The 16,698-nt window shown below is 61.9% G+C and carries 13 protein-coding genes; 3 read left to right on the top strand and 10 right to left on the bottom strand.

Translation table 11 applies throughout. The features are described from left to right. Window positions 1-91: 91 nt before the first annotated feature. On the top strand, window positions 92-610 hold the full coding sequence (locus ADN00_RS08830) for a GNAT family N-acetyltransferase (protein WP_075062609.1): 519 nt from the start codon (window positions 92-94) through the stop codon (window positions 608-610). Between the two features lie 646 nt (window positions 611-1,256). Here the strand turns inward: ADN00_RS08830 and ADN00_RS08825 are convergent. From ADN00_RS08825 to ADN00_RS08815, 3 genes are all read right to left on the bottom strand, one after another. Further along, window positions 1,257-2,501: a vWA domain-containing protein gene (locus ADN00_RS08825; RefSeq protein WP_075062608.1), complete on the bottom strand. Its 1,245-nt coding sequence runs from the start codon at window positions 2,499-2,501 to the stop codon at window positions 1,257-1,259. Between the two features lie 40 nt (window positions 2,502-2,541). Further along, window positions 2,542-3,258, bottom strand: coding sequence for a MerR family transcriptional regulator (locus ADN00_RS08820; RefSeq protein ID WP_075062607.1), 717 nt, complete (start codon window positions 3,256-3,258; stop codon window positions 2,542-2,544). A gap of 177 nt (window positions 3,259-3,435) precedes the next feature. Further along, window positions 3,436-4,992 (bottom strand): PTS sugar transporter, encoded by a 1,557-nt coding sequence (locus ADN00_RS08815; RefSeq protein WP_075062606.1) that lies wholly within the window; start codon window positions 4,990-4,992, stop codon window positions 3,436-3,438. A 400-nt stretch (window positions 4,993-5,392) separates the two neighbouring features. On the opposite strand from ADN00_RS08815, the gene ADN00_RS08810 reads away from it, so the two are divergent. Beyond that, window positions 5,393-5,932 (top strand): YIP1 family protein, encoded by a 540-nt coding sequence (locus ADN00_RS08810; RefSeq protein ID WP_075062605.1) that lies wholly within the window; start codon window positions 5,393-5,395, stop codon window positions 5,930-5,932. A 72-nt stretch (window positions 5,933-6,004) separates the two neighbouring features. On the opposite strand, the gene ADN00_RS08805 is transcribed toward ADN00_RS08810, so the two are convergent. Beyond that, window positions 6,005-8,176: a ComEC/Rec2 family competence protein gene (locus ADN00_RS08805; RefSeq protein WP_075062604.1), complete on the bottom strand. Its 2,172-nt coding sequence runs from the start codon at window positions 8,174-8,176 to the stop codon at window positions 6,005-6,007. Between the two features lie 14 nt (window positions 8,177-8,190). Then, window positions 8,191-8,808 carry a methyltransferase family protein gene (locus ADN00_RS08800; protein WP_075062603.1) on the bottom strand — a complete coding sequence of 206 codons (618 nt, stop codon included), beginning with the start codon at window positions 8,806-8,808 and terminating at the stop codon, window positions 8,191-8,193. Between the two features lie 143 nt (window positions 8,809-8,951). On the opposite strand from ADN00_RS08800, the gene ADN00_RS08795 reads away from it, so the two are divergent. Then, window positions 8,952-10,949, top strand: a complete 1,998-nt coding sequence (locus ADN00_RS08795) for a hypothetical protein (RefSeq protein WP_075062602.1) — start codon at window positions 8,952-8,954, stop codon at window positions 10,947-10,949. Here ADN00_RS08795 and ADN00_RS08790 read toward each other — a convergent pair. The 5 genes from ADN00_RS08790 to tmk form a co-directional block, all read right to left on the bottom strand. Next, window positions 10,946-11,641, bottom strand: a complete 696-nt coding sequence (locus tag ADN00_RS08790) for a lysophospholipid acyltransferase family protein (protein ID WP_075062601.1) — start codon at window positions 11,639-11,641, stop codon at window positions 10,946-10,948. The two genes, ADN00_RS08795 and ADN00_RS08790, sit on opposite strands and share 4 nt — an antisense overlap. 252 nt (window positions 11,642-11,893) lie before the next feature. Then, on the bottom strand, window positions 11,894-13,183 hold the full coding sequence (locus ADN00_RS08785; RefSeq protein WP_075062600.1) for a PrsW family glutamic-type intramembrane protease: 1,290 nt from the start codon (window positions 13,181-13,183) through the stop codon (window positions 11,894-11,896). After that, window positions 13,183-14,457 (bottom strand): peptidylprolyl isomerase, encoded by a 1,275-nt coding sequence (locus tag ADN00_RS08780; protein WP_075062599.1) that lies wholly within the window; start codon window positions 14,455-14,457, stop codon window positions 13,183-13,185. The genes ADN00_RS08785 and ADN00_RS08780 overlap by 1 nt, the downstream gene beginning before the upstream one ends. A gap of 19 nt (window positions 14,458-14,476) precedes the next feature. Further along, on the bottom strand, window positions 14,477-15,946 hold the full coding sequence (locus tag ADN00_RS19515; protein ID WP_082390001.1) for a peptidylprolyl isomerase: 1,470 nt from the start codon (window positions 15,944-15,946) through the stop codon (window positions 14,477-14,479). Window positions 15,947-16,052: 106 nt separating this feature from the next. After that, window positions 16,053-16,670 carry a dTMP kinase gene (gene tmk, locus ADN00_RS08765; protein ID WP_075062598.1) on the bottom strand — a complete coding sequence of 206 codons (618 nt, stop codon included), beginning with the start codon at window positions 16,668-16,670 and terminating at the stop codon, window positions 16,053-16,055. Window positions 16,671-16,698 lie beyond the last annotated feature (28 nt).

The raw sequence follows: 16,698 nt of genomic DNA, 5'->3' as shown, positions 1-16,698 counted from the left end.
CACCCCCCACCAGGCGCAGACCCGGCTTTCAGCCTGTATACCGCAAACCCCTGGGCGGTTAATGGATATACCCTTTCAAAACAGGACTCCAATGAATTACAACTTTGTTCCCATGAACCGCGCGTACGCATCCACGATTGTGGATACCTGGAAGTATGAACAAGAATATTCCATTTACGATTACGCCAATGAGGCGGACCACATGCTGGATGAGGAAGGCTGGGGGAGAGGAATATTTGCGGTTCTCAACCCGCAAGGGGATCTGGTTGGTGAGCTTTCTGTTGAGTTCTTTGATGCGCAGGGGCAGCCCGCTGATTTCTGCAATTTTGATGATCAAGCCCTGATCAGTGAGCGTGAACTCTGGATTGGCTTTGGTCTCCGGCCAGATTTAGTGGGCCAGGGATTTGGGGTTGACTTTGTGACCGCTTGCGTTGAATATGCCGCCCGGAGGTTTGGGTATCGCGGCGAATATATCCGGCTGGGTGTGGCTATGTTCAATCAGCGGGCCATCAAAACCTATGAAAAAGCGGGGTTTCAAAAATTTGACCAGACCGTTGGTGAAATTAGTGGAAAAACGTTTGAATGCGCATACATGCGCAAGCGTCTGTGATTCACAACCTGGATAAATGCAACCCTTCGCGGCAACGATTCGCGCTCCAGGCTCGCGCCTGTCCCCGCCAGACGACCCGGCTTCCAAAGCAAAATCCATTGGTGGGTTCCAGGCGGGTCGTTATGCTGGTTTACATTTTGGGTAGCCTTTCCCGCCTTCCACCCACCCTACCACCGGATGGAGGTATCAGGGCAGGTTGAGAAGCCACCCGAAGGGTGGTAGCCACCCGTAGGGTGGGTGCAGGGCGGCCAGAAGATGCGCGCTCAAAGCTATTCCAAACCGCCCGCAACCCACCATAGAACAACAACCCCGGCTTCCAAAGCAAAATCCATTGGTGGGTTCCAGGCGGGTCGTTATGCTGGTTTACATTTTGGGTAGCCTTTCCCGCCTTCCACCCACCCTACCATCGGATGGAGGTATCAGGGCAGGTTGAGAAGCCACCCGAAGGGTGGTAGCCACCCGTAGGGTGGGTGCAGGGCGGCCAGAAGATATGCGCTCAAAGCTGCTCCACACCGCCCGCAACCCACCATAAAACACCCCCCTTTCCCCCATCCATCCAAAATCAAGGGGCAGCCCGCTGCCGGACTGCCCCGTTTGATTCTCTGGCGGTTCCCCCCGCAACCCACCAGAAAGAGAAGGTCTGCGTTTATTCGCCGCGGGATTGTTTGCGGCGGTAGTTGCTGTAGTGGTTGAGTTTGCGCTCGGCCTCGTCCAGGCCGCCTTTCATTTTCTCAGACAGGCTGCGGTATTCCTCCAGGTCTTTTTCTTCAAAGAAGGGCGCGGCCATCTGCAGGGCCACATCCAGGCTGGCGCTGGCCTCATCGCGGCGGCCCATGCGTTCCAGGCGCAGGGCCTGGGTGGCGCGGTCGGCCACCTCTACGCGCGCGTAGGCCTTCATCACCGTCTCGTCCAGCGTGGCGGCGCGCACCGCCTCATCGGGGGCGTAGCGCAGCTCCAGGGTTTGCGCGGCCGTCAGGCTGGCCTGGTCTTCGCCCTGGGCCGCGGCGGCCACGCCGAGCGTCAGGCGATCGCTGCCGGCCGCTTGCGGCGGGGTGAGCAGGCGCACAAACACGTCGCGTTCGGCCGTAGCCGGCAGATCGCCCAGGCGGATGGTGAGCCGCGCGGCCTGCTGGTCGTGCTGCCAGCCGCCCAGCACATCGGCCGAGGTTTGCTCCGGCAGGCTGATGGTGATCTCCAGCCCGCGGGCGGTGATGGCGGTCAGCTCGCCCATTTCCCGCGCGAAAATCTGCGGAATGTCGCGCGGGTGCTCAATGAAGTAGAACTGCCCGCCGCCCTGGTTGGCCATCCCTTCCAGCAGATGCTCGTTGAAGCCCTGCCCCACGCCAAAGGTGGAGGTGGCCACTCCGCGCTGGTGCAGCTGGCGGGCGTGGAACTGCAGCTCTTCGTCGTGGGTGATGCCCACGTTGGCCAGCCCGTCGGTGAGCAGCAGGCAGCGCGCCACGTTCTGCCCGCCGTTGAGCTGGGCGGCGATCTGCTGGCAGCCTTCCAACCAGCCGCCGGAGAGGTTGGTCATGCCGCCGGAGCGGATCTCTTGCACCATGTTGCGCAGCAGGGACTTACTGGCAGGCGAGGTCTCCACGCTGGGGCAGAGCAGGCTCACCTGGTCGTCGTAGGCCACCAGGGCGGCGCGGTCGCGCTCGTCCAGCAGGTCCAGCACGTGCAGGGCGGCCTGGCGCACGTAGGCCAGTTTCTCGCCGCTCATCGAACCGCTGCGGTCGATCACCAGCGCCAGGTTGAGCGGGGTGCGCTGCTGGCGCGCCTGGGCTTGCGGCGCGCGCAGGTGAATATGCAGCACGCGCTGGGTGGGCGTGGCGATGAGAATCAGATCAGTATCCAAACGGGCGGTCATGTCGAACGGTTTCGCGGTCATTTTTCCCTCCTGAAGGGGCAGCCCCTTCAGGCTGCCGGGTCTAAAACAGGTGTCTGGCAAATTCAATCAGCTTTTTCAAGCGAAATTCGTCTTTTTGGTGCAGCGGCTGGCGCACGTGCAGCTCGATGCCGGGAGCAATCTCGATGCGCTGCCAGTTTTCGCCCTGGGTGCGGACATCCGCCTGTTCCTGAAACAGCATGGGCGGCTGGCGGCGGGCCGGGGCGGGGCGGTTGAGGTTCTGGCGGTCGCGCAGTTTGGCCAGGTAAGCCGCCGCGTCGTCTTCTTCGCTCACGCTTTTCGGGCTGGGCATGCGCCGGCTATCACTTATACTCGTTGGCGGCTCGGTGATGTCCTCCTCCGGCTCCATCTGCGCTTCTGGCCGTGGCTCGATCCTCCTGGAATAAGTGCGCTCCTCAAGTTTTTCCCAATCAGAAGGCGCTTCGACAAACAGGGATTCCGCATGAACCACCGTCCCCTGGTTGGGGAAGCCCTGCGCGCGCATCTGCTCGATCAGGCCGCGCACTTCGCTTAAGCTCAGCCCGGCAATCTTGTCGCGGATCTCTTTGAGCGGCAGGTAGGCGTCTTTGAGCAGTTGGATCAGCTCCAGCCGGTACACATATTCTTCGTCGTAGGTGGTGTATTTGCCCTGCGTCTCAGGCGCAGGCAGCAGTCCCTCCTGTATGTAATAGCGAATGGTGCGGGTGGATACGCCTGTGCGATCGGCCAGCTCGCCAATCTGCATCTGTTGCTTCATCATCGCTTTATCCTTTCCCGATCGTCAGCCTTCAACTGACGACAACGTCATTATAACAGTATTACGTTATACTGTCAATAAGCAATTTTTAGGGATTTTTACTGTCTTTATTATACCGATCCGCATCAAAAAGCGGCGCCCTGCCCAGGACGCCGCCAAATCTCCCATTCCGCCGCCCGCTCAGGCCTGGGCGGTTTCTTTCCTGGCGGTCTTGTTGAACACAATCGTCAGCCCGGCCGCCAGGCCCATCGCTACCAGCATAGAGATGAGGAAGCCCATCGGGTTATTCGACAGCCCCGGCGCGACCACCGAAGGCACATAGGCCGTGCCGCGCGCGTCGAAGAAGCCGCAGAACCCGCCCGAGACCATGGCCGCCAGCAGCGCGCCAGCAAACACGCGTTTATCGGCGAACATGAAGGGGTAGGCCGCTTCCACAAAGGTGCCAAAACCCACGTTGACCAAAAAGCCCGGCAGCGCCACCGAGGCCTCGCTGCGGTCGCGCGGGGCGATGATGTTGGCCAGGGTAATCCCCGCCGAGACCATCACCAGACCGGTCATGTCCACCGCGCCCAAAAAGCTGTAGCCGGTCTGTTCCATTTCCAGCAGCACAATCGGCAAAATGGCGGCATGGTACACCCCGCCAATGATCGCCGGCCAGATGAGCAGCCCCGCCACCGCGCCCGCCAGCACCGGGCTGAAGGCCAGCGCCTGCTCGATCAGTCCGCGGATGCCGTTGCCCAGCCACAGGGTGATGGGCGCCAGCACAAAGTAGACCAGAATGCCAGCCGCCAGACCGCTGATCGCGCCCGCCACCAAGCTGGCGGTGGTCGCCGGGAATTTCATCTTGAACGACCAGCGCAGCAGGTAGTTGGCCAGCACGCCCGCCAGCACACCGCCCACAATGCCGCCCAGAATCCCGCCGTCCACCGAGAGCGCGCCGGCAATCACGCCAGCCACAATGCCCACTTCGTCCAAACCAGAGACCTGTTTGGCCGCCACCACCGCCACCACAATCGGCAGCACGGCGATCAGCTTGTCAAACAGCGGACCCACCGACTCGGTTAAGAAGGGTAGCTTGCCCACCGCCAGAATCAACGCCATGGCGATGAAGGCCGGCAGGGAAGACATCATAATGCTGCGCAGGTTGATGCGCTCGCGCAGGCTGCCCGTGGCGGCTTCGGCCGCTCTGCCGATGACGGGCGTGTATTTGAGCTTCCACTCGCTGGCAAAAGCCGAAATGTAGCCCACAGCGCGGGTGCGGTTGGTGCTGCCGGTGGTGCCCGACGCCGAGATGACGTTGACGCCCATGGCACGCGCGGCGGCCATCGAGCTGCCGCCCGTTCCGGCCACCGGAATCTTCGTCTCGGCGGCGGCTTCCAGCGCGGCGTGGTTCAGGCCTTTGGGGTCGGCGCTCACCAGCACCAGCCCGTCCACCTCCCCGGCGCGGATGGCCGCCGCCAGGCTGTCCATCTCGGCCTGGGCGCGGGCGTTCACGTCTTCCAGCGTACCGCTGAACACCTCGCGCGGGCCTTCCGCACTTTGCGTCCACAGCGCCGCCTGGGTAGAGGCGGTTACATGGTCCAGCGTGCCAGAGGCGGCCACAAACGCGATGCTGCTCACCTCCATACCGGCGGCCTGCGCCTGGCGTGTAATTTCTCCCAGCAGGGCCTGGGGGTCTTTACCGCCCAGCACATACAGGTGCCCGCCGCTGCTGCCGATCACTGCGATCTTCTTCATACCTTCCTTACCTTTCTGAATCAACAATGGATTTCAATAAGAAGATGAATCACTATCAGCGGCGCCCGCCAGCGCCGCGACTTGCTCAGACGGGGTACAACAGGTAACCCGCAGCCGCTCTGCGCCGGGGCGCACAGGTCTGCCGGAAACATTGTGATGGGCTTATTTCACTGGATGATAAAACGCGCCGCGAGCGCCAGAGGCGCGCCCGCATTGTAGAAGAATCGGGTAAAAAACGTTCTTCTTATTCTTACCGAAAATCCCACTTTGTCAAGACCTTTTCGCGCCGAATCCGGCGCGCGGCGCACACCCGCCAACCGGGGGCGGTTTTGCATCTTTTTCGCGCCCGCAGCGTATATAGCTGTGAAATTACCAAGACACTGAATTGAGGAGTTAACCGATGTTTGAACGCATTGTACGGGCCATTCGCCTGGATAAAAGTCTTTACCGTGAAGTTGCCGACCTGCCCGCCCTTACCTCGGAAGGCGCGCTGGTCGCTGTAGGGGTGGCGCTGATCTCGTCGCTGGGCATGCTGGGCGCGGGGCCGCGCGCGCTGTTTGCCTATCTGGCTCAGGTGGCCAACAGCCTGCTGTTTGGCTGGATCTTATGGTCGCTGGTGGCCTATTTTGTGGGCACACAGTTCTTTAAGGGCCGCAGCAATGTCGAAGAGATGCTGCGCGTGCTGGGCTACGCCAACGCGCCGCGCCTGCTGGGCGTGCTGGGCTTCATCCCCTGCGTGGGCTGGCTGTTTTCGGTCACCGGCTGGGTGTTGAGCGTGATCGCCGGGGTGATCGCCATTCGCGAGGCAATGGAGTTTGAAACCAGCGATGCCATCGTCACCGCCCTGGTCAGCTTTGTGCTGTACATCATCGCCAGCATCACCATCGGTCTGGTCTTCGCCGGACTGAGCCTGCCGTTTCACTTGCTCACCAGCCTGTAAGCCATCCGCGGGAAATCTTCTTTCCCCTTAAGGCTGCCCGCCCGGTCCCCGGGCGGGCGGTTGCTTAACCCACTAGCGGCTTTTGTAAACCCACACCTGCTGGCCGTCCGTAACCAGCTCCAGCCAGCCGCCCGGAGGCAGAGCGGGCTGGCGCGCCCCATTGATCTCCATTCGTCCCTGAGCGACGGCCAGCAGCGGGTCGCCGCCTGCCGTTTCCACCCACAACAGAGCCTCCTGGTCTTCTTCACAGCCGCCGGGCATGCGCGCGGAAAAATCACCGTAACGCAGCGTCAGCGCCGCGCCCTGCGCGCAGGGCGTTTCCAGTTCCAGCTCAACCCCGCCTTCCAACCCTATACGACCATTCTCCGCCAGGGACGTCCACGGCGATTCATCGGCTGGCTCTGGCACGGCAAACACCTGCCGCGCCGCCAGCCCTTGCAGGTTGGCCGCGGAAGGCGCACCGCCGGCCAGCAGCAGCGCATCGAGCTGGCGGTTCAGCAGCGGAAGCCGCCGCCCCAGCGCGCGTCGCAGCGCGGTTGGGCTGGCCGAATCACTCTCCACCAGCAGGGTTTGTCCGCGCGGGGTGATCACCAGCAAGCCGGGGCCGCCGCGGGCATCCAGCAGGATCAGGTGCAGCCGCCCGTCTGGGCGCGCCAGAACCGCCTGCCACACCAGCGCGCTGGCCGCCATCAGACCCGCCGCCAGGGCGGCAAAGCGCAGCGGCGCTTTTCGCGCGGCGATCTGCTTCCAGCGCAAGGTGAGCAGCAACAGCAGCGCGTAAAACACCAGCGCCCACAGCGGCAAGACCGCGCCCGTATCCAGCGCGCCGCCCGGCAGTTTGGCCAGCAGGTGCGCCGCGCGCAGGGTATAGGCCAGCAGCGGCCACACCAGCCAGGCCAGCAGCTGCCCCAGCGGCGCGAAGACCAGCCCGGCCAGCGCGGTCAGACTGCCCAGCACCATAATCAGCGGCTGCACCGGCAGCACCAGGGGGTTGGCAATCAGCGCGCTCAACGAGACGCGCTGGAAGTGCAGCACAATCACCGGCAGGGTGGTGAGCTGCGCGGCCAGGGTGAAGAGCACATACTCACTCACCGGACCGCCCCAGCGTTTTGCCGCCGCCTCGCCCCAGCGCCGCTCGACCCAGGCCTCAAACCCGTTCTGCAGCGGGGCGGCGTACAGCACCAGCCCCAACGTGGCCGCGAAGGAGAGCTGAAAACTGGCGTCGTAGGGAAGCTGCGGATTGAACAGGCACATCAGCGCGGCGGTGAAGGCCAGCGAGTTGACCCCGCTCTGCCGCCGCCCAAGCTGCTCGCCCAGCAGGCCCATTACACCCATCAGCGCCGCGCGCGTTACCGGCGGCTGGCCGCCCACCATCAGGGTGTACAGCACCACCCCCAGCCCGGCCAGCGGCGGAATCCACCAGCGGGTGAAAAAGCGCCCCACCAGACGCGCGAAGAGGGCGGCCAATATGGCAATATTGAAACCGGAAATCACCACAATATGCGCCGTGCCGGTATCTTGAAAATCGCGCTCCACCTCAGCGGGAATATCCGACTCGATGCCCAGCACAATTCCGCCCAGCAGAGCGGCTTCATCGTGGGGCAAAAAGCCCTGCAGGCGGCGGTAGGCCTGCTCGCGTAGGGCGTACAGGCCGCGCAGCAGGCCACTGCGCGGCGCGCTAGGCAGATCTTCCACCTGCGGGAAGAGCATATAAGAATAAATACCCTGGCGCTCCAGGTAATCGCGATAAGAGAAACCGCCGCCCTCCGGCGGGGTGAGCAGGCGTCCCTGCAAAGCGACAGCGTCGCCGTACTGCCAGTTTCCCGCTTGTTTCACGCGCGCCTGCAGCAGACCACTGACCGGGTAGATCTGGCCGTTCACCAGCAGGCGCTCGGCGCGCAGGCGCAGCAGCGTGCCGCTCTCGCGCTGGTCGGGCGGCACAGCCAGCACCCCTTCCACGCGCGCGCTGGCATACAGATCATTGTGCCAGCCCAGCTCCGAAGGCAGCCAGGCGGGCCTCGCCAATTGCGCGCGCAGGCCGCCCAGCATCACCGCCGCCAGCACCAAAGCCACAGGCAGGCGGCACCATTTGCGCCAGGCCTTCCACCAGCCGCGGCGCTGCTCCAGCCAGGCCAGCAGCCCAAGCACCGCCGCCAGCCCGGCATACACCAGCCAGGGCAAAGGCAGCGCTTCTGCCAGCAGCAGACCGAGGATGAACGCCATTGAAAGCCAGAGCAGGGGCATAGGGCAGCAGAGGGTTATTTTTTAGAGAATTTGATAAGGGGAATCAACATGGGTGTGCTTTGGCGGTAAGCGCGGTACTGCTCGCCAAAGGCTTGGATCAATTTCGGTTCTTCCAGCAGCCAGGCGCCCAGCGCCATGTAGGCGGTGGCCCCCAGATTAAACGCCAGCACGTTCCAGCTCATCAGCGGACTGAGCCACAAAATCACCAGGCTGAAGAAGTACAGCGGGTGGCGCACATAGCGGTACGCGCCGCGCACCACCAGCTCACGCGGGTGGTCGCCCGCCGATTCAGGCCTGGTCAATTGTTCCAGTCCTAAAAAGTGCAGCGGGTGGGTTTGCAGCACGCTCACCAGCATTCCCAGGGCGGCCGCCAATTGCAGCGCGCCGGTGAGCAGCGCCCAGGGCAGCGGAATGGCGTAGATGCGCCGGTCGGGCAGCAGGGCCACCAGCGCCAAAATGGGCGCGAAGCTGATCAGCGCGCTGAGATTAAAGAACAGGCGGTAACCGAGCCGCCCGGCATCTCCAAACCAGCGCGCGGCCAGGGCTTTGGCGCGCAGCGAGGCCAGCAGCGAATGCAGGCCGCCGAACATCACAAATCCCAGCAAAATCCAGACAAAACCGCTTTGCAGCATACCGCCCTCCCAGGCAGAGGATACCAACGCTATGGTATGATTGTAGGCGCAAGCACGATGGAAGAAAAGCGCCCGTACAGCCTCACTTCATGCAGAGAGCACGCAAGCCGTAAATTCACCACCACAGGAAGAGTTAAGCACCCATGACGCACTTTGAACGCTGGACACGCAAACCGTGGAGCTTCCCGCTGGCTTTATACGCCTTGATGCTGCTGGCACACAGCCTGCAGATCTGGCAGCCGGGTTTCTTTTGGGATGACTGGCAGGTGCTGCTTCTGGCGCGGCAGGGCGGGGCCGGCGCGTTTTGGAACTATTTTCTCTCCGACCGCCCGCTGTCCATCTGGACCTATCTGATCAGCGTGCCGCTGCTGGGCAATTCGGCATTGGCCTGGCAGCTCTACTCGCTGACCTTGCGCTGGGCGGCGATATTGGCCCTGGTGCACACCCTGCGGGTTGTTTTTCCGCGCCAGGCGGGGCTGGCGCATGCGGCTGGTTTTCTGCTGGCAGTGTACCCCGGCTTTACCCAGCAGGCCATTTCGGTGGCTTACAGCCAGCACTTCACCGCCCTGGCCTTGTTCAGCGCCTCGCTGGCGCTGATGGTTGAAGCGCAGCGCCAACCAGCCCGGCGCAGGCGGTTGTATACCACTCTGGCCGCCCTGCTGGCCGCCGTTCACATGCTGACCATTGAGTATTTTGTCGGCCTGGAGGCCGCGCGCCCGCTGCTGCTGTGGATTCTGCTGCGCCAGCCCGCCGAACCCGCCGCGCAAACGGCGCGACGCGTGTTCCGCCGCTGGTGGCCCTACCTGCTGGCCGGGGCAGCCTTCTTGGCCTTCCGGTTTTTCCTGTACCCCGCGCTCTACCCGCAATTTGAACCCAACCCGCCCATTCTGATTGAGAACTTGCTGGCCAGCCCGCTGCCCGCGCTGCTGCGCCTGCTGGAACTGGTTCTGCAAGACGGTCTGTTCGCGGTGATTTTCGCCTGGCTGAACGCCTTCGACCCCACCGCCCTGAACCTGGATGCGAAAATCACCTGGTTTGGCTGGGGATTGGGCCTGCTGGCCGGGGCAGGGGTCTTCTTCTATCTACGCGGGCAGCCGTCTGACGAAACAGCGGCGCGGCGCGACCTGCCGGGCTGGCTGGCGCTGGGTGGGCTGGCGCTGCTTTCCGGCGGTCTGCCGGTGTGGAGCACCAATCGCCAGGCCATCGCCGGGGCGTTTTCCGACCGCTTCACCCTGGGGATGATGTTCGGCGCGGTGCTGCTGCTGGCGGCGGGCATGCTGTGGTTGTCTGCTTCGCAGCGGCGCTGGAGCCTGGTGTTCGCCGTGCTGGTGGCAGGCGGGGTTGCCGCGCAAACCCTGGAACTCAACCGCTACCGCCTGCATTGGGAGATGCAGCGCAGTTACACCTGGCAGCTGCTGTGGCGCGCGCCTTCGCTGCCGCCCGGCAGCGCGGTGATCGGGCCTGTGCTGCCCTACGGCTACTCCGGCGACTATTCGGTGGCCTTTTACACCAACCTGGTCTATGCCGGCGCGCTCAACAGCGACGAACTGCCCTACTGGTGGTTCAACGGCACGCGCACCTGGAGCCCTGAGCAGATCAAAGGCAAAAAGCCCACCTCAACGCTCAAAGCGGAGTTTCGCAATCTGACCTTCCAATCCACCGTCAGCCAGAGCCTGCCGGTGGCCTATAACCCGGCCGGGGGCTGCCTGCTGGTGCTGGACCCGGTCTACGCCGCCGGAACTCCGCTCAACGCAGAACAAGACTTCTACGCCTGGGCCAACCCCGCGTACCCCGCGCGCGAAGCCGGTTACAATGCCGAATTTGTGCGCCAGGTGTTTGGAGAAGCCCCACAAGGAGAATGGTGCCAGTACTTTGAACAGGCTGACCTGGCGCGCGCCTACGCCGACTGGCCCGCCGTGCTGCGCCTGTGGCAGGAAGCCCAACAACAAAATCTCACGCCCCAACAGGCGCGCGAGTTTGTGCCTTTTCTTCAAGCATTTCTTGAAAGCGGTGATTTTGAATCTGCCCGCCAATTGAGCCAGGACGCCCTGACGTTGGACGAGCAAGCCGCCCCTCTGCTGTGCGGTCTCTGGCAGGCAGCGCCCGCCGCCGAAAAGCCAGCCCTGCCTTGCCTTCCTTAAAGGTGAACCGGCTCCGACTGATGCGCGGCGGCCAATTCGGCCTGAATCTCCTTAATGCGCGGGTGCCCGGTGTAAAAACCGTGATAGCTTTCGGGCATCATGGCAGCAATGCGGCACATCACTTCATCGGTGTACTTTTTCAGCAAATCGTGACGCTGGTCGCGGTCGAGCGGTGGGTAGGTGAAGGCTGGGCCGACGCGCACATGAATTTTTGGACGGCGCAAGCGGAGCAGTTGCTTCACACTCACCTCGGTGCCGGTAACGGCCACCGGAACCACCGGCACTTTGGCGCGGGTAGCCAGCAGCACCGCACCGGGCTTGCCTTCCAGCAGCGCGCCCACTTTGCTGCGCGTGCCCTCCGGCGCGATGCCCAGCGCGCCGCCTTTGCGTAAAAAGTCTACCCCCGTGCTGAAAGCCGAGAAATCGGCCTTGGAGCGGTCGAGGTAAATTCCACCGGCGGTTCGGATGATGAAATTAAAGAGGACATAGCTCTGATACTTATCGGCCACCAGGGCTGTGATGTCTTCGCGGGAAGAGACCATGAACAGCGCCGGGAAATCCAGGCGGCTCATGTGATTGGTGGCAATGATCACGCCTCCCACAGCAGGAATATTTTCCATCCCCTCGTAGGATAACCGGGTCAGATGTTTGAATAAGAACTTAAAGATTTTAACCAGCGTTTCACGCTTCATGCACACCGCTCCTGCAGAGGTTGAGTTTTTTTATCAATGCAAGTTGTAATGAGATCGCCCTGAGTTAACCATAACACAATTTTATGGTTTGAGTTGCTCCTGGCGCAACCAGGGTGACTGCATCGATTTTTTCATGGAACTTGCAATGGGTTTTACCCATCCCCCAACCCCTTCCCGAATCGGGAAGGGGAGAAAGATTTCTTTCTGCAGTTATTTTGCCCCGCAATGCGGGGCAAAATAACTGCTTTTTTCTCATTCCCTGCCCTGGGTCGAGACACCTTTGGCTTGGGTGGGATCAACCCTTTCATGGTTTGAAATATCAATTCTGATGGGATTGCCCTCTTGCCTCAGCAGGCTCGCGCCGCGCAGCAAAATCGAGAATAAAACCAGAAACAAAACGCCCAGCGCCAGCGGGGCAACCTGCGAGAGTCGCGTGAGGCCCTGCAAGTTCTGCGGAAGATCAACCGCGCCGCCCACCGGCAGCAGCCCCATGAGAATACCAAACAGATTCCAGATGCCATGCAGCAGCACCGCGCACAGATAAGCCAGCCCCAGGCGCAAGTAACGGCCCGCCTGCCATGCGCTGGCCAGCCCCCAGCCCACCAGGCCGGTGGTAACCACGTGCAGAAGCCCGGTGCCGGTACGCCCAATCACCAGGGTCAGCCAATCCTGCGCGCCTGCGGCCGAGGCCAGCATGCCCAGGCTTTCAAACAGAGCGAACATCGCCCCGGCCAGCAGACCGCCGCTGAAGCCCTGCGCGGGGGTGAGGCGTTTGCCGGCCAGCAGCCACAGCGCCAGCGGTTTGAACAGCTCTTCCAGCAGCGGAACCAGACCAGCGGTAAAGGTCAGCGCGCCGATGATAATTTGCGGGTTCTTTAAGAAAGGCGCAATGATCCGCGAGAGCGCTTCGGGGTCCATCTGGGCATTCGAGAGACGCTGCCCGGCGCGGTAGATCTGTTCCATCGCCTCGGGGTTGCTCGTCAACCACACCACCAGGGCCACCAACAGCAGCCCGCCCACCACACCTTCAGCGGCGATGGTTACCAGCGGGGTTATCGCCAGGCTAAAACTAACCGTTCCCCAATTTTGCTGGCGGGTAAGGCGCGGAAGGCCCATCTGACCCAACAGCACAAAGGCAGCCAGCGGCAGGGCCACCACAGCAATCTGCAGCGGCGGCAGTAAGACCAGCGACAGGCCGGGGAGTTGATTGACACCGTACCCGGCGGCCAGCGCCAGCGGCCAAGCGGCCAGCGCCAGCAGCAGCCAGCGACGCGGATTGCGCTCTTTTTGGGCCAGAGGCCAGTTGAGCAGGCGCGCCAGGCCAAAGACCAGCGCGGGCGCCTGCAGCGCGGCCCCCAGCGCCGCCATCCAGGCCAGATGAACCAGCGAGATCACCTCCTGCCCAGACGCGCCCTGCGCCAGGCCGCCCATCGCAGACACAACCAGCAGCCCGGCCGCCGAGGGCAGCAGCAAAATCAACATCAGGCCGCTTAAAGCGACCTGAAGAACGGAAGGCCAATGCGTTTTTTGCGTAGGCTGCACTATTGTTCCTCGATGGTAATGGAGAGAATGCGGTCCGCGTCGGAAAGTGGCGCGCCGGCCGAGGGGTCGCGCGGGGCAAGGCTTTTCACCACGTCCAGCCCCTGCACCACCCGCCCGAAAATGGGATACTTGCCGTTGAAATCGGGCTGGGGCGAAGTGTTGATAAAGAACTGGCTGCCGTTGGTGTTGGGTCCCGAATTGGCCATCGCCAGCATGCCGGGCTGGTCAAAGGTCAGCGTGCCGATCTCATCGGCGAAGGCGTAGCCAGGGTTGCCATAACCGGTGCCCGACGGATCGCCGCCCTGGGCGATCACCCCCGGGATGACACGGTGGAAGATGGTTTCGTTGTACCAGCCGCCACGCGCCAGGAAAACAAAGTTGTTGACTGCCGCGGGGGCCTGGTCGGGGTAAAGCTCCACCAGCACATCGCCTTTGCTGGTGTGGAAGGTAGCGGTGTAAGATCGGCCGGCTTTGATTTGCGGCGCGGGGCACTCACTGAACTGCAGTTCTTCCAGCTTATTGAGGTTGATGATGGTTTCCAGGCTGGCATAATCACGCGGGCCGGCATACGCCTTGCCGTTGATGATTACAAACGGCGTGCCGGGAATATTGAGGCTGCGCGCTTCGGCCTGGTCATCCAGCACCTTTTGCTGAACCGCTTCGCTGTTCAAATCGTCCAGAAAGCGCGCGCGGTCCAGTTCCAGGGTTTCGGCCTGCTCGCCCAACCAGCTTTGCAGCTGATTGAGCGGCAGGTCTTTCCATTCGCCGGGCGAACGGAACAAATAGCTCTTTAACAAATAGGCTTTTTCAATATCCTGCCGGGCAGCCGCCTCTACCGCCTGAGCGGCGAGAACCACAGTATCCTGCCCGCGAAAGGGGTAATGTCGCATAATGATGCGTAAATCAGCGGGGTAGGCGCTGCGCAGGTCGCTTAGAGTGATGTCCAGCGCGGCGCAGTGACCGCAGAGAAAATTGGTGTACTCCACCAGGGTTACCGGCGCGCTGTCGGGGCCAAACACCAGGTCGGTCTGGCGCACGCCAGGGTAAGCCGAGGTCTGCGTTTGAGCGCCCTCCGCCGGACTGGTGACGGTGCAGCTCTGCGCGATGACTTCTTCCAGGTTGTCAGCCGCCGCGGGTGGCGGCGCCAGCACGGGCTGGGTGGGCGGCAGCGGCGTCTCTACAGGCGCAATCTCAACCTGCGACTGGCAGCCTGCCAGGAAAAGCACCGCAGCCACACACAAACCGGCCCATCCCCATTTTACGTTTCGATTCATTCCGCCACCCCGCTGCGCGTTACTGTTCGCTGATGGTTACCTTGATGATACGGTCCGCGTTTTCAACCGATTCGTTGGCTGACGGATCGATTTTGTTCAAGCTGGAGACCACGTCCATGCCTTCGGTTACCTGGCCGAAGACGGTGTAGTTGCCAGAGAGCTGCTCCACCGGCGCGAGGGTAATGAAGAACTGGCTGCCGTTGCTCTCAGGGCCGGCATTGGCCATGCCCACCACACCGGCTTTATCAAAGCCCAGGTCACTGATCTCATTGCTGTACTGGTAGCCAGGGCCGCCCAACCCCAAACCGCTGGGGTCGCCGGTCTGGGCAACAAAGCCGTCGATCACGCGGTGGAAGGGAATATCGTTGAACCAGCCTTCGTTGGCCAAAAAGACAAAGCTGTTGACCGTTACCGGGGCTTTGTCGGCGTACAGGTCCATCACAAAGTTGCCTTTGGTGGTCTCGATGGTGGCGGTGTATTTCTTGGTCGGGTCAATCACAGTCGGCGGGCACGCGTCGTAGATGCGGTCGCCGAGGGTTACGCTGAGCTGGTTGTACAGGCCAACAATTTCAACCACGTTCTCGGGGGTGTACATAAAGAGCTGGCGGGGAACGCTGGCGAGAAAGTCCTCTCCGTATTGTTTCTGCAGGTCTTGATAGGTCTGCACCACCAGGTCCACCGATTCGGGCGTGCTGATGATCATGGGGGGAATCTGGGCCAGGGCTTCGGCGCCGATTTTTTCTTCCAGGGCAACCAGCGCGTCAGAAATGGCCTTCAGAGCTGGCACGGTGCGCTCGCCTTCGTAGACAAAACCGTTAATGGTTACAAATGGGGTGTAAGCCACACCGGCATTTTGCGCGGTCTCCATATCAGCCAGCACTTTTTCTTCAATGGCCGGGTCTTGCAGGTCGGCCTTGAACTGTTCGGCGTCAAAACCCACCGTGCCGGCCTGGTCGATCAGCCACTGTTCAAATTCAGCTTCGGTCTTTTCGCCCCATTCGGCCTGCTTGTTGAAGGCCAGGTTTTTGAGATCTTCAAAGTATTTGGGGTCCTGGCGGCCAGCGGCTTCCAGCGCGCGCGCGCCCAGCAGCGCTTTGTCGTGAATGCTGGTGAGCGGGAAGTGGCGGAAAACAGAATTCGCCAGGTCGGGGTAGGTTTCAATGAACTCGGTCAGCACCGGCTCAAACTGGCCGCAGTAAGGGCACTGCAGCTCAGAGTATTCAATAATGGACACCGGAGCTTCGGGGTTGCCGTGCAACCAGTCCGTGTCGCTCAGCGGAGCAAAGCCGCTGGTCTCAGGCACTTCCAATAGACCCACCACGCGGCACACGGCCGGGCTGGTCTCAAAAGACTGGACGGGAGCCTGGGTAGGCTCGACGGCTGCCGGCGCGGGGCTTTCTGCCTCGGCGGTGGGGGTAGCCGTTTGCCCGCCGCAGGCGGCGAGCAGCAGCATGGCAAAGATACTGGCTGCAAATAACATCTTTTTCATTCGGTTTGTCCTTTCAGACAGGGAGAAAATAGGGTGCGCCCTGCCATTGTGTACAGTTTTAACAACGCTCTCATCCTATAACAACTTAAGGAATGAGTGTGTAATTTTACTTCTTTAATCGCTGTGTGACGATGCGGCGCAGCTCTTGCTGCACAACCTGCATGGGTTGTCCGGCGTCCACGGTTACCCAACGCTGCGGCTGCTGGGCGGCCAGTTCCACATAGCCCTGGCGCACGCGGCGGTGAAAGGCCAGGGCATAATCGTCGAGGCGGTTCCATTCGCCGCCGCCGCTCTTGCGGCGGTTGAGGCCGGTTTCAGCGTCCACATCCAGGTAAAGGGTCAGGTCGGGCCACAGGCCGCCGGTAGCGAAGTTGAGCAGCGAGCGCAGAAAGTCCAGGTCGTAGCCGTGACCGTAGCCCTGGTAGGCGAGGGTTGAATCGGCGTAGCGGTCGCTGAGCACAATCATTCCCTTTTCCAAAGCCGGGCAAATCACCTCTTCCACCAGTTGGGCGCGCGCCGCGCAGAAGAGCAAAATCTCGGTGCGCGGGTGCATGGATTTGTTCTCCATGCTCTTGAGAACATCGCGCACCTGGTTACTGATGGAAGTGCCGCCTGGCTCGCGGGTGGTGATGACGGAAAAACCCTGCTGGCGCAGATACTCGGCCAGGGGCTCAATCTGCGAAGATTTGCCGCTTCCATCGGGTCCTTCCAGGGTAATGAACATGCGCTGCTCCTTGGCCTGAAAAAAGTGG

Origin of the sequence: Ornatilinea apprima (genome assembly GCF_001306115.1) — a bacterium.
Taxonomy (GTDB): domain Bacteria; phylum Chloroflexota; class Anaerolineae; order Anaerolineales; family Anaerolineaceae; genus Ornatilinea; species Ornatilinea apprima.
The sequence above is the reverse complement of the archived record's forward strand: the minus strand, read 5'-3'. Positions and strand labels throughout refer to the sequence as shown.